This is a genomic window from Nocardioides sp. NPDC057772, assembly GCF_042798075.1.
In the GTDB taxonomy this organism is placed as follows: Bacteria; Actinomycetota; Actinomycetes; order Propionibacteriales; family Nocardioidaceae; genus Nocardioides.
Genome location: NZ_JBHVKN010000146.1, coordinates 1 through 12,792 on the forward strand (window position 1 = coordinate 1; position 12,792 = coordinate 12,792).

10 protein-coding genes are annotated in these 12,792 nt (G+C 71.7%); 6 read left to right on the forward strand and 4 right to left on the reverse strand.

The features are described 5' to 3' along the window. Positions 1-2,499, reverse strand: a 2,499-nt coding sequence (gene valS / locus ACFVJS_RS20210; RefSeq protein ID WP_378883992.1) for a valine--tRNA ligase, incomplete at its 3' end; no start/stop codon positions are given. Between the two features lie 79 nt (positions 2,500-2,578). On the opposite strand from valS, the gene ACFVJS_RS20215 reads away from it, so the two are divergent. Further along, a complete protein-coding gene (locus ACFVJS_RS20215; protein ID WP_378883995.1) occupies positions 2,579-3,466 on the forward strand; it encodes a GNAT family N-acetyltransferase in 888 nt (295 codons plus the stop codon). 71 nt (positions 3,467-3,537) lie between these two features. On the opposite strand, the gene ACFVJS_RS20220 is transcribed toward ACFVJS_RS20215, so the two are convergent. Next, positions 3,538-5,376 (reverse strand): M48 family metallopeptidase, encoded by a 1,839-nt coding sequence (locus ACFVJS_RS20220; protein WP_378883997.1) that lies wholly within the window; start codon positions 5,374-5,376, stop codon positions 3,538-3,540. A gap of 103 nt (positions 5,377-5,479) precedes the next feature. Between ACFVJS_RS20220 and ACFVJS_RS20225 the strand changes: the two genes are divergently transcribed. Genes ACFVJS_RS20225 through ACFVJS_RS20235 form a run of 3 tightly spaced genes read left to right on the forward strand, consistent with a single transcriptional unit; the run spans position 5,480 to position 7,588 of the window. After that, positions 5,480-6,922, forward strand: coding sequence for a bifunctional folylpolyglutamate synthase/dihydrofolate synthase (locus tag ACFVJS_RS20225; RefSeq protein ID WP_378884000.1), 1,443 nt, complete (start codon positions 5,480-5,482; stop codon positions 6,920-6,922). After that, the gene (locus ACFVJS_RS20230) at positions 6,912-7,310 is read left to right on the forward strand and encodes a DUF4233 domain-containing protein (protein ID WP_378884003.1); all 399 of its coding nucleotides are present in this window, start codon (positions 6,912-6,914) and stop codon (positions 7,308-7,310) included. Before ACFVJS_RS20225 ends, ACFVJS_RS20230 begins: the two co-directional genes overlap by 11 nt. Before the next feature lie 11 nt (positions 7,311-7,321). Beyond that, positions 7,322-7,588: a competence protein CoiA family protein gene (locus tag ACFVJS_RS20235; protein ID WP_378884006.1), complete on the forward strand. Its 267-nt coding sequence runs from the start codon at positions 7,322-7,324 to the stop codon at positions 7,586-7,588. Here the strand turns inward: ACFVJS_RS20235 and ACFVJS_RS20240 are convergent. Continuing rightward, entirely contained in the window at positions 7,585-8,991 is a 1,407-nt protein-coding gene (locus ACFVJS_RS20240) for a PLP-dependent aminotransferase family protein (protein ID WP_378884008.1), read from the reverse strand. The two genes, ACFVJS_RS20235 and ACFVJS_RS20240, sit on opposite strands and share 4 nt — an antisense overlap. A gap of 70 nt (positions 8,992-9,061) precedes the next feature. Between ACFVJS_RS20240 and ACFVJS_RS20245 the strand changes: the two genes are divergently transcribed. Then, on the forward strand, positions 9,062-9,766 hold the full coding sequence (locus ACFVJS_RS20245) for a pyridoxamine 5'-phosphate oxidase family protein (RefSeq protein ID WP_378884011.1): 705 nt from the start codon (positions 9,062-9,064) through the stop codon (positions 9,764-9,766). Between the two features lie 82 nt (positions 9,767-9,848). Here ACFVJS_RS20245 and ACFVJS_RS20250 read toward each other — a convergent pair whose 3' ends face one another. After that, complete coding sequence (locus ACFVJS_RS20250; RefSeq protein WP_378884015.1) at positions 9,849-12,272, reverse strand: Tex family protein; 2,424 nt, start codon at positions 12,270-12,272, stop codon at positions 9,849-9,851. Between the two features lie 87 nt (positions 12,273-12,359). On the opposite strand from ACFVJS_RS20250, the gene ACFVJS_RS20255 reads away from it, so the two are divergent. After that, positions 12,360-12,792 (forward strand): nucleoside-diphosphate kinase (locus ACFVJS_RS20255; RefSeq protein WP_378884017.1); only part of this gene is annotated, 433 nt, incomplete at its 3' end.

Below are 12,792 nucleotides of genomic sequence, written 5' to 3' on the forward strand. Positions count from 1 at the left end.
CTTGACCAGCTTGGCCGGACCGGTGACCTCGGCCTTGGCCAGCGGGTGACGCATCTTCACCTTCGCCGTCGACTTGGCGCCGCGGATCCCGGTCAGGGTCGCCGCGACGGCATCGAGCGCGGCCGGGTCGGCGGCCGCGGCCGTGCCGAGCTCGAGCTCACGCGGCCACGCGGACGTGTGGATCGAACCGGCCTGCCACCACGACCAGACCTCCTCGGTGACGTACGGGAGGAACGGGGCGAGCAGGCGCAGCTGGACGTGGAGGGCCGTGGCCAGGGTCGCGCGGGCGGACTCGGTGGCGAGGCCGCCGTCCTCGTCGTAGGCGCGTTCCTTGACCAGCTCGAGGTAGTCGTCGCAGAACTCCCAGAAGAACTTCTCCGAGGTCTCCAGGGCCGTCGAGTAGTCGTAGGCGGTGAAGGCGTCGGTCGCCTTGGTGATCGTCTCCTTGAGGCGGGCCATCAGCGCACAGTCGACCGGCTGGGTGATCGCGACCGGGTTGAGCGTGGTCGCACCGACGTTGCCGAGGACGAACTTGGAGGCGTTGAGGATCTTCATCGCCAGTCGGCGGCCGACCTTCATCTGGGTCTCGTCGAACGGCGAGTCCATGCCGGGGCGGGTCAGCGCGGCGCGCCAGCGGACCGCATCGGCGCCGAACTTGTCGAGGATCTCGGTCGGGACGACGACGTTGCCCTTCGACTTCGACATCTTCTTGCGGTCGGGGTCGAGGATCCAGCCGGCGATCATGGCATGGCTCCACGGGACGGTGCCGTCCTCGAGGTGGGCGCGGACGATGCGGCCGAAGAGCCAGGTGCGGATGATCTCGTGGCTCTGCGTGCACAGGTCCATCGGGTAGACCCGGCTGAACAGGTCGGGGTCGGCCTCCCAGCCGCCGGCGATCTGCGGGGTCAGCGACGAGGTCGCCCAGGTGTCCATCACGTCCGGGTCACCCTGGAAGCCGCCCGGCTTGCCGCGCTGCGCCTCCTCGTAGCCGGCCGGGACGTCCGTAGACGGGTCGATCGGCAGCTGGTCCTCGCTCGGCAGCAGCGGCTTGTCGTAGTCGGGGTTGCCCTCGGCGTCGAGTGCGTACCAGACCGGGAACGGGATGCCGAAGAAACGCTGGCGGGAGATCAGCCAGTCGCCGTTGAGGCCGCCGACCCAGTTGTCGTAGCGGTGACGCATGTGCTCGGGCAGCCACGACAGCTGGCCGCCGCGGGCCAGCAGCTGCTCGCGCAGCTCGGGGTTGCGGCCGCCGTTGGTGATGTACCACTGCCGGCTGGCGACGATCTCGAGGGGCTTGTCGCCGCGCTCGTAGAAGTTGGCCATCCGCTGGGTCTTCTTCGGCTCGCCGTCGAGGTCGCCGGACTCGCGGATCATCGCGACGACGGCCTCGCGGGCCGAGTGGACGGTCTTGCCCTTGAGCTCCTCGTACGCAGCGACGCCGGCCTCGGTGGTGATCCATTCCGGGGTCTCGCGGGCGAAGCGGCCGTCGCGACCGATCAGCGCACGGGCAGGAAGGTTGAGCTCGCGCCACCACTGGACGTCGGTGAGGTCACCCCAGGTGCAGCACATCGCGATGCCGGCGCCCTTGTCCATCTCCGCGGCCTCGTGGGCCAGGACGGGGATCTCGACCCCGAAGATCGGGCTGGTGACGGTGCTGCCGAACAGGTCCTTGTAGCGGTCGTCGTCGGGGTGGGCGATCAGCGCGACGACGCTCGGGATCAGCTCGGGACGGGTGGTCTCGATGTGGACCGGGGTGCCGTCGGCCTTGTGGAAGGCGACGCGGTGGAAGAAGCCGGGGTAGTCCTTGGCCTCCAGCTCGGCCTGGGCGACCGCGGTCTGGAAGGTGACGTCCCACAGGGTCGGCGCCTCCTGCAGGTAGGCCTCGCCGCGGGCGAGGTTGCGCAGGAACGCCTTCTGCGAGGCGGTCTGTGAGACCTTGCCGATGGTCGTGTACTGCTGGTCCCAGTCGAAGGAGAGACCCAGCGTGCGCCACAGGTCCTCGAAGACCTTCTCGTCCTCGACGACCAGCTGGTTGCACAGCTCGACGAAGTTGGGCCGACTGATCGAGATCTGCCGCTTCGGGTCAGGCTTCTCCGGCGGGGTGAAGTCGGGGTCGTAGGGCAGGCTCGGGTCGCAGCGGACGCCGAAGTAGTTCTGGACGCGGCGCTCGGTCGGCAGGCCGTTGTCGTCCCAGCCGATCGGGTAGAAGACCGACTTGCCGTTCATCCGCTGGAAGCGGGCGATCAGGTCGGGGTGGGTGTAGGAGAAGACGTGGCCGACGTGGAGGCTGCCGGAGACGGTCGGCGGCGGGGTGTCGATCGAGTAGACGTTCTCCCGCGGCTGGGTGCGGTCGAAGGCGTAGGTCTTGTCGTTCTTCCACCGCTCGGCCCACTTGGCCTCCAGGCCCTCGAGGACCGGCTTGTCCGGTACGGCGACTACGCGCTGCTCAGCGGGCGTATTCGTCTCCGGTGCGGTCTGCGTGGGCGTGGTCTCAGTCATGGGACCAAATCCTATGGGGGCACGGTTCCTGGCGCGAAACCGGTTGAGACCGGCGTCGCGCGCTCGCCATGCTTCGGTCATGAGCCCAGCCCCGCCGCGTATCGACTTCTACTCCGATCCGGCCGACTTCCTGAAGGTTGCGGGTGGCCACCTGGCCGCCGACCCGGTGGTCGTCAGCGTGGTCGCGACCGTGGCCGAGCGGACCGCCCGACGGGGTCCGGAGGGCCATCCGTACGAGTGGTGGGCGACCGCGAGCCTGGACGGCGAGGTGGTCGGGGTCGCGATGCGTACGGCACCGTTCGCGCCCTACCCGCTCTTCGTGTGCCCGATGCCGGACGACGCCGCGCGCGAGCTGGCCCGGGCGTTGTACGCGCGCGGGGAGCACCCGGGCGGCGCCAACGGCTCGCTGCCGGCGTCCCGCCTCGTCGCCGAGGAGTCGGCCAGGCTGTGGGGCGGCAGCGTCCAGGCTGCGTTGGAGGCGCGGCTGTGGGAGCTCGCCGACCTGGCGACGCCGACCGGTGTCCTGGGGAGACCGCGGACGGCGACGTACGCCGACGTGGAGATCTGTCTGGAGTGGTTCAACGACTTCGGGCGGGCCGCCCGCGAGCAGGCCGGCAACGCCGACCGGGCGCAGGCCGAGGAGCACCACGACGCCGAGGACATCCGCAAGCGGATCGACGAGGGCCGGATCCTGCTGTGGGAGCGCGACGGCGAGGCCGTGCACCTGACCGGCTTCAACGCTCCCGCGTTCGGCGTCGCCAGGATCGGTCCGGTCTACACCCCGAAGGCACAACGAGGCCATGGCTACGCCAGCGCAGCGGTGGCCGAGGTGAGCCGGCAGCTGCTCGCCGCCGGAGCGCGGGTAGCGCTCTACACGGACAAGGACAACCCGGTCTCCAACCACGTCTACGCCAAGATCGGCTTCCGCCCGCTCGTCGACTCCGCCAACCACACGCTCGTCCCCTGAACCGCCGAGTCGGCCCGAACTGACGAGATTCCCCGCCGAGTCGGCTCGTCATGACGAGCCGACTCGACGGGTCAGTCGACGGTGAAGCGGCGGCCCAGGTAGTGGTCGACGGCGGGCCAGACGTGGCCCTCCACCTCCGCGGCGTCGGTCCAGCGCAGCGACCAGCCTTGGCCGGCGGCGGTGGTGATGTCGGCCGAGCGGCGGCCGCTGCTGCCGTGCACGAGGTGGACGGCGCGGATCTGGTCCCAAGGGACGAAGGCGGCGTTGGCGGTGGCGGCGAGCTCGGCGGGCGGCCGGTCCAAGGCACGCTGGATCAGCTTCCGGCCGGGGGAGCCTGCGGTCACCGAGGCCAGGCCGGAGGCCAGGCGGTCGGATCCGGAGGGCTTGAGCAGCATCAGGCCGGTGTCGGTCACCAGCAGCGTACGGAAGCCGTCGCCGGAGACCGGGGCCAAGGCGCCGATGTAGCCGTCGGGCATCGATGGCGCAGCCGGTGAGTCGGAGGTCTGTGCCTGCGCCTCGGTGTCGACCTTCCCCTCGAGCTGATGCACCCAGGCGCGCAGCGCGGCGGCGTAGCCGGGGGAGCCGAGGGCCTCGTAGGCGAGGTTCTCGGGGTCGACCTCCTGGCCGGCGATGTCGACCAGCCGCCACGGGCCGGCCCAGCTGAGCTCGTAGCGGGCCTTGTCCTCGCCTACGAGCTCGTGGGCGATGGCGGCACCGAGAAGGCGGGCGATGACCTTCCGCTTCGCCTCCTCGGCCTGGTCGCCGGCCTGCTCCGCGATCGTGGGTCCGACCTCGACCAGGTCCAGGAGGGTGTCGAGGTTGCCGGAGGCGATCAGGTCGAGGGCGCCGCGGACGGTGGCCGGCACGATCTGGTTCTCCCGCATCGCGTTCAGCAGGGTCTCGGCGTCGACCGCCGCGGCACGGGCACCGGCGACGGTGACGATCTCGGCCATGGGAGCCGGGGTCAGGCCCGAGCCGGCGAACGTCTTGTCCTCGAGGGCGAGGAAGTTCTGGGACGGGTACCGCAGGATGCTGGTGGCGTTGCCGGACCTGTCCTCGCCGGCCTGGTCGGCGGCCGCCATCGCCTCGAGCCGCTCGATCCGCTCCGGAAGCGGCGGGTGCGAGTCGTAGGCCGAGGTGCGGGCCTCGGGCGGCGCCGCGCTGATTCGGGACAGCTCCTCGAGGCGCTCGGGGTCGCTCATCAGATGGGTGAAGTTGTCGAAGAAGCGCGTGGGCCGCAGGCCGTAGTGGGTGCCGGCCTCGACGTACTGCTCCAGGTAGATGCGCCAGGCCGCGCCGAGCGCCGGCAGCGTACGCAGCGTGACCGCGGCGGTCCGCGGCCCGGCGACCTGCGCGCTGAGCCGGTCGGCGTCGATCTCGTGGGCGTGTGCGAGCGGCCGGGTGAGGGCGAAGAAGATGCGGGCGTACGTCCGGAACGGCCGCTTCACCAGCGGGTTGGAGAGACCGGCGGCGACCTCGGCGATCGCCAGCCGGCTGCGGTGGATGAGCGCGCCGAGCCGCGTGTGGGTGGTGCTGTGGTGACCCAGCTCGTGGGCGAGCACCGCGTGGAGCTGGTTGCGGGAGAGGCCTTGCATCAGAGGTACGCCGAGGAACAGGCGCCGGGTCCCGGTCCTGAGCCCGAGGAGGCTGGTCTCCTCGCTGACCGCCGCGTTGACCTCCGGCACCAGGCGGATCTCGTCGGGGGCGCGGGTCCCCGCGGCGGCGGCCAGCTGGCGGACCTCCGCCCACAGCGCCGGCTGGTCCTGCTCGGTGAGGACGAGTCCGCCGGGGTCGGTCGTGCCCCGGGGGCGGCGTCGCGGGGCCACCTGTTGGCCGACCAGCACGAAGGCAGCCAGGACGTAAGCACCGGTCAGGAGCATGACCGCGAGAGCAGCCCGGAGCGTACGCATGAATGGGGGACCTTGTGGGGGGATGGGGTTCAGTCCGAGATCAGTGGGAGGGTAGCGGGTCCGGCGATTCGCTGGGAAGCGGCGGGCGCATAGACTCGACCCGATGAGTGAGACTCCCGAGCCGCGCCTGGCGGCCACGATCGAAGAGGTCTCGGAAGCGCTGCAGTCGCGTTGGCCCGAGACCCGGCTGGAGCCGTCGCTGGACCGGATCCGGGCCCTGCTCGAGATCCTCGGCGACCCGCAGGACGCCTTCCGGGTCGTCCAGCTGACCGGCACCAACGGCAAGACCTCCACGTCCCGGATGATCGACACGCTGCTGCGGTCCCTCGATCTGCGGGTGGGTCGGTTCACCTCGCCGCACGTCGAGCGGATCAACGAGCGGATCTCGATCGACGGCGAGCCGCTCTCCGACGACGACTTCGTGGCGGCGTTCAACGACGTCGCCCACTACCTCGGCATGGTCGACGACGACCAGCCGCACCCGTTGTCGTTCTTCGAGACGATGGTCGGGATGGCCTACGCGAAGTTCGCCGAGGCCCCGGTCGACGTGGCCGTGGTCGAGGTCGGGCTCGGCGGCGGCTGGGATGCGACGAACGTGGCGAACGCCGATGTGGCGGTGGTGACGCCGATCGCGGTCGACCACGCCAAGTACCTCGGGGACACACCGGCAGCCATCGCCCGGGAGAAGGCCGGCATCATCAAGCCGGGTGCCGTCGCCGTGATCGCCGAGCAGACCGTCGAGGTCGCCGCCGTGCTCGACCAGCACGCGGCCGAGGTCGGTGCCCGGCTGCTCTGGGAGGGCACCGACTACGCCGTCGTGTCGCGCACCCCGGCCGTGGGCGGGCAGATCGTCACGCTGCGCGGGCTGCGGGGGACGTACGAGGACCTCTTCCTGCCCCTCTACGGTGCCCACCAGGCGCAGAACGCCGCCGCGGCGCTGGCCGCGGTCGAGGCGTTCCTCGGCGAGACCGTGCTCTCCGACGAGGTCGTCCGCGACGCGTTCGCGAAGGCCGACTCGCCGGCGCGCCTGGAGATCGTGCGGTCGTCCCCGACGATCCTGATCGACGCCGCCCACAACCCGGCCGGCGCCGAGGCGACCGTCGCGGCGCTCGAGGACTCGTTCTCGTTCTCCGGGGTCGTCGGGGTCATCGGCGTGATGGGGGACAAGGACGTCGAGGGTCTGCTCGCGGCCTTCGAGCCGGCGCTCGAGCATCTCGTCGTCACCCAGAACTCCACCGAGCGTGCCCTGCCCGCCGTCGACCTGGCCAAGATGGCCGTGGACCTCTACGGCGAGGAGCGGGTCTCCGTGGTGCCGCGGCTGGCCGACGCGATCGACGCGGCGCTCGCCCTCTCGGAGTCCGCCGACTCCGGCTCGATCTCCGAGGGAGCGGTGCTCGTGACCGGCTCCGTGGTCACCGCCGGCGAGGCCCGTGCGCTGCTCGGGAGCCGTGGTCCGGCCGCGGGTTCCGCCGCGACCGCCCGGGTCGTCCCGACGGCCGACCCCGAGCTGGAGGCCTACCTGGAGGCGGACGCTGATGGCGACTGAGCGGGAGAAGTCGCCGCGGCGCGGGATGTGCGCCGCGATCGTGTCGATGGAGGGTCTCGCGGTCGCGCTGGCCGCGCCGGTGATGATCTCGATCGGCGGGGTCTCCGCCGGCCTGGCGCTCCCGCTGGGCCTCGGCTTCTTCGTCGCCTGCATCGTGGTGGCCGGGCTGCTGCGCCGCCCGTGGGCCTACTGGATCGGCTGGGCGCTGCAGGTGGTCGCGATCGGGATGGGCTTTCTGATCACGATCATGTTCGTCGTCGGCGTGATCTTCGCGGTGCTGTGGGGCATGGCCGACATCCTCGGGCGCAAGATCGAGCGTGAGCGTGCGGCGGCGTTCGAGGCGTACGACCGGATCGTCGCCGAGCACGAGACCGAGGAAGAGGTCTAGCCTTGGTTGCCGTGGACGAGCCCGACGAGCTGCAGATGGCGACGGACGAGACCGCGGCCGACTGGGCGCTGTGCCCGGCCTGCGGGAACGCGCTGGTGCTGCGCCGGCCGCGGACGCGGACGGCCCACTACGCGCACAAGGCCGGGGAGTCATGCCGGCTCGTGGGCGCGCAGCTGCGGCGTACCAGCTCTGGGTGGGCCGTCGGTGGCGGCGAGGACGACCCGGACAGCCTGGAGAACCTCTTCGACCTGATCGAGGACGACGCGCCGGGTCGTTAGCGGTCGAGTGCAGCCGTGATGGCGGCGAGGGCCTGCTCCAGCTCGGCGTCGGTGACGCCACCGAAGCCGATCACCAGGCCGGTCAGGCCGCTGCTTCGGGCGTACGCCGAGAGCAGGTTGATCTCGAATCCGGCCGCTCTGGCGGCGTCGCGAGCACGCACGGCGTCGGGCTGGGGGAGCAGCCAGGTGGAGTACATGCCCGCCAGTGGGCCGGCAAGCCTCGCGTGCGGCGCCATGGCCTCGGCGACCTTGGGGGCGCGCTCGGCGTAGACGCGGCGTGCTGATCGCACGGCCCTGTCCAACCAGCCGTCGCGGAGCAGCGTGAGCAGCGCGCGCTGCGAGGGCCAGGCGGCGCCGGCGTGGGTGATGCTGCGGCGGCGCAGGATCAGCTCGTGGAGAGCAGGTGGCGCGACCAGCCAGCCCAGCCGTAGCGTCGGCACCACCGACTTCGCCGCCGTGCCGAGATAGACCACCCGGTCGCGGTCCAGCGTCGCCATCGCGGGCACCGGCGCGACGTCGTAGCGGAACTCCGAGTCGTAGTCGTCCTCGATCACCACCGCGTCCGCGCGCCGGGCGGCCTCCAGGAGGCTCAACCGGTCGGCGGCAGGCATGACCCGTCCGAGGGGATGCTGGTGTGCCGGAGTGACGTACGCGGCGACCGCCGCTCCCAGGTCGTCGACCTGCTTCACGGCCGGCAGGTCGATGACCTCACGTCCATAGGTGAGCACCGTCTCCGCGGCGGCCCGGTAGCCCGGGTCCTCGACCGCGACCGGCCCCGGTCTCAGCTCGGGCAGGAGCGCGCGGAGGCCGTCGGTGGTGCCGGCGGTCACGACGATCTCGTCGGGGTGGACCTCGAGGCCGCGGGTGCGCCCGAGCCGTGCCGCCAGCGCCTCACGCAACTCCCTCAGCCCTCGCGGGTCGTCGTACCCGCGCGGGGGAGGGGCCACCGAGACCTCCCGCCACGCCCGCCGCCAACCCGGCTCCAGGCGAGGGTCGAAGAACGGGGTGCCGGTATCCAGCCGAGCCGACCGGAGCGAGGTCGAGCGGCGAGCCTGCTCGTCCGCCCGCGCCGAGCGAGGGCGTGACTGCGCGAAGCGCGGAGACGTCGGCGGCGTCGGGCGAGAGGTCGCGGGCGTCGGCCGGGACGCCATGTCGGTGGGACGGGTGGGCGTGACGTACGTCCCGGAGCCGCGGCGAGCCTCCAGCCAGCCCTCGGCGGTGAGCTGGTCGTAGGCCTGCTCGGTCACGGCGCGCGAGACGCCGAGATCTGCCGCGAGCGCGCGGCTCGACGGCAGCCGGTCGCCGGTCGCGAGGGTGCCGGCCAGCACCAGGGAGCGGACCTGGCCGGCGAGCTGGGCGGGCAGCGGCTCACCGGAGCTGCGGTCGAGGGTCACGGGAAGCATTCGAATGGCCTGTCGGAGTCGGCGGGAATTGGCCCGTGTCCGCAGGCCATTTCGCTAGCACGATGGTGCCATGAGCACGACGTTGTCACCCACTCCACGCACCCAGGTCAGCCGCGGCAAGAACCGCGCCGTCGCCGACCGCGAGCGCCTGCACACCTTCCTCGGTGAGGCGCTCATCGCCCACCTGGGCGTGACCGTCGGGTCGGGCGAGGAAGCCCACCCGGTCGTCCTGCCCACGGCGTACGGCTTCGATCTCGACGGTCCGGACGACGGCGGGTCGATCTACCTGCACGGGTCGGTCGCCGCCGGCTGGCTCGCGCGGGCGCTCGAGCGCGACGTGTGCGTCACGGTCACCGAGCTCGACGGTCTGGTCGCGGCGCGCAGCGGGTTCCACCACTCGATGAACTACCGCTCGGCCGTCGTCATCGGGCGCGCACGCCTGGTCGAGGACCCGGACGAGCGCGAGCGCGCCCTCGCACTGGTCGTCGACCAGATGATCCCCGGCCGCTGGGAGACCCTGCGCCCGGCGACCCGCAAGGAGCTCGCCGCGACCGCCGTGCTCGCTCTCCCGCTCGCGGAGGCGTCGATGAAGGCGCGCGCCGAGGGGCCGGTCGACGATCCCGCGGACATCGAGGCCGGGATCTGGGCCGGCGTGATCCCGATCCACCGTGTCGCCGGTGCTCCGGTCACCTCCGATGATGCGACCGGGCCGGTGCCGGAGGACGTCGTACGTCGGGCCGCCGGCCTGGGAGCCGCGGAATGCTCACCGAGGTAACTCGGTCAGCGCGCGCCTCCTTCGTGGAGTTCCACGAAGGAGGCGTCACTTCGCCGAGGTGACTCGGTGAACGGCCGACGGCTCAGCTGAGCCCCGCGCGGCGCAGAGCGTCGGCCATGGCGCTGTTGGCCGGAGCGGACGAGCCGCGGCCGCCGCCCTGGCCGCCGCGGTTGGCGCCGGGACGCCCGCCGCTCTTGCCACCGCCCTTGGAGCCACCCCTGCCCTGGCCCCGCTGGCCGCCGGACCGACCCGGGCGGCCACCGGACTCGCCCTTCGCGGGCGCGCCGGCGGGAGTCTCGTCGTTGAGCCGCAAGGTGAGCGAGATCCGCTTGCGCGCCTCGTCGACCTCGAGAACCTTCACCCGCACCACGTCGCCGGAGCGGACCACGTCGCGCGGGTCCTCGACGAACTTGTCCGACATCGCGGAGATGTGGACCAGGCCGTCCTGATGCACGCCGATGTCGACGAAGGCGCCGAAGGCGGCCACGTTGGTGACGGTGCCCTCCAAGACCATGCCGGGACGCAGGTCGGCGATCACGTGCACCGACTCGGAGAACGTCGCCGTCCGGAACTCCGGGCGCGGGTCGCGACCGGGCTTCTCGAGCTCGGCGAGGATGTCGGTGACCGTCGGCAGACCGAACTTCTCGTCGACGAACTCCGACGGCTTCAACGACTTCAGCGCAGAGGTGTTGCCGATCAGCGACCCGATGTCCGCCGACGCCTTGTCCAGGATGCGGTTGACCACCGGATAGGCCTCCGGGTGCACGCCGGACATGTCGAGCGGGTCGTCGCCACCACGGATCCGGAGGAACCCGGCCGCCTGCTCGAACGCCTTCGGGCCGAGCCGTGCGACCTTGGTGAGCTCGCGCCGGGTCCGGAACGGGCCGTTGGCGTCGCGGTGGGCGACGATCGCCGATGCCAGCGACTCGGTGATCCCCGAGACGCGGCGCAGCAGTGGAACGGAGGCGGTGTTGAGGTCGACCCCGACGCCGTTCACGCAGTCCTCGACGACCGCGTCCAGCGACTTGGAGAGACCGTATTCAGGCAGGTCGTGCTGGTACTGCCCGACACCGATCGACTTCGGCTCGATCTTCACCAGCTCGGCCAGCGGGTCCTGCAGACGGCGGGCGATCGACACCGCTCCGCGCAGCGAGACGTCCAGGTCCGGCAGCTCGGAGGAGGCGTAGGCCGAGGCTGAGTAGACCGAGGCGCCCGCCTCGGAGACCATCACCTTGGTCATCTTCTGGTCCGGCAGCAGCTTCAGCAGGTCGGCGGCGAGCTTGTCGGTCTCGCGCGAGGCGGTGCCGTTGCCGATCGCGATCAGGTCGACCGAGTGCTTCTTCGCCAGCGACGCCAGCGTCGCGAGCGCGCCGTCCCAGTCGCGGCGCGGCTCGTGCGGGTAGACCGTCGAGGTGTCGACGACCTTCCCGGTCGCGTCCACGACGGCCACCTTCACGCCCGTCCGGATGCCCGGGTCGAGACCCATGGTCGCTCGCGTGCCGGCCGGTGCGGCCAGCAGCAGGTCGCGCAGGTTGTCGGCGAAGACCGCGATCGCCGCCTCCTCGGCAGCGGTGCGGATCCGGGTGCGCATGTCGAGCTCGAGGCGGAAGAGGATTCGCGTACGCCACGCCCACCGCACCGTCTCGGCCAGCCACTTGTCGGCCGGGCGGCCGGAGTCGACGATCCCGAAACGCGAAGCGATCGAACGCTCGTAGTCGGTCACCTCGCCGGGCTCGGGCTCCTCGGCGTAGGGCGACAGGGTGACGTCGAGCACCTCCTCCTTCTCCGCCCGGAGGACGGCCAGGGTGCGGTGCGAGGGGAGCGATGCGTACGACTCGGAGAAGTCGAAGTAGTCGGAGAACTTCGCAGCGGCCGGGTCGTTCTCGCGGCCCTCGCGGACGCGGGTCACCAGGCGGCCCTGCTGCCACATCCGCTCGCGGAGCGTGCCGATCAGGTCGGCGTCCTCGCCGAACCGCTCGACCAGGATCGCGCGGGCGCCGTCGAGCGCGGCCTTCGCGTCCGCGACCTGCTCCCCGAGGTATTTCTCGGCCTCGACGGCGGGATCCAGCGACGGGTCGGCCAGCAGCCCGTCGGCCAGCGGCTCGAGCCCGTTCTCGCGGGCGATCATCGCCTTCGTACGCCGCTTCGGCTTGAACGGCAGGTAGATGTCCTCCAGCCGCGCCTTGGTGTCGGCGGCGAGGATCGAGGCCTGCAGCTCGGGGGTGAGCTTGTCCTGCTTCGCGATCTCGGCGAGCACGGCGGCACGCCGCTCCTCCAGGTCGCGCAGATAGCCGAGCCGCTCCTCCAACGTACGCAGCTGGGCGTCGTCGAGGCCGCCGGTCACCTCCTTGCGGTAGCGCGCGATGAACGGCACCGTCGAGCCCTCGTCGAGCAGGGCGACCGCGGCCGTCACCTGCGCCGGGCGCACCCCGAGATCTTCGGCGATGCGGGCCGGGATGGCGGCCATCGAGTCTGCGAGCGTCGGAGCTGATGGGGTTGTTGTCACGAGGCGCCATCCTGCCGTACTTCACGCCGTACGTGCGCGACCGGCCCGAACGTGCCTGGACGGGCCCGCCCCGATACGCTCACCCCCATGACGCAGCGCACGTTCGTGATCCTGAAGCCCGACGCCGTCCGCCGGGGCCTGGTGGGGGAGATCCTGTCCCGCTACGAGGCCAAGGGCCTCTCGATCGTGAAACTGGAGCACCGCACCATCGACGCGGGTCTGGCCGACGAGCACTACGTCGAGCACGTCGAGCAGCCGTGGTACCCGCCGCTGCGCGACTTCGTCACCTCCGGCCCGCTCGTCGCCGCCGTCCTCGAGGGCGACGAGGCGATCGAGGTCGTCCGCGCGCTCAACGGCGCCACCGACGGCCGCAAGGCCGCGCCGGGCACCATCCGCGGCGACTTCTCCCTCTCCAACCGCGAGAACCTCGTCCACTTCGCAGCGGCCGGGTCGTTCTCGCGGCCCTCGCGGACGCGGGTCACCAGGCGGCCCTGCTGCCACATCCGCTCGCGGAGCGTGC

What these genes read in the sequence shown, in the direction of transcription:
- ACFVJS_RS20240 (WP_378884008.1), bottom strand. Translation starts at nt 8,991, where the DNA reads ATGCTTCCCGTGACCCTCGACCGCAGCTCCGGTGAGCCGCTGCCCGCC.
- ACFVJS_RS20230 (WP_378884003.1), top strand. Translation starts at nt 6,912, where the DNA reads ATGGCGACTGAGCGGGAGAAGTCGCCGCGGCGCGGGATGTGCGCCGCG.
- ACFVJS_RS20225 (WP_378884000.1), top strand. Translation starts at nt 5,480, where the DNA reads ATGAGTGAGACTCCCGAGCCGCGCCTGGCGGCCACGATCGAAGAGGTC.
- ACFVJS_RS20215 (WP_378883995.1), top strand. Translation starts at nt 2,579, where the DNA reads ATGAGCCCAGCCCCGCCGCGTATCGACTTCTACTCCGATCCGGCCGAC.
- ACFVJS_RS20245 (WP_378884011.1), top strand. Translation starts at nt 9,062, where the DNA reads ATGAGCACGACGTTGTCACCCACTCCACGCACCCAGGTCAGCCGCGGC.
- ACFVJS_RS20220 (WP_378883997.1), bottom strand. Translation starts at nt 5,376, where the DNA reads ATGCGTACGCTCCGGGCTGCTCTCGCGGTCATGCTCCTGACCGGTGCT.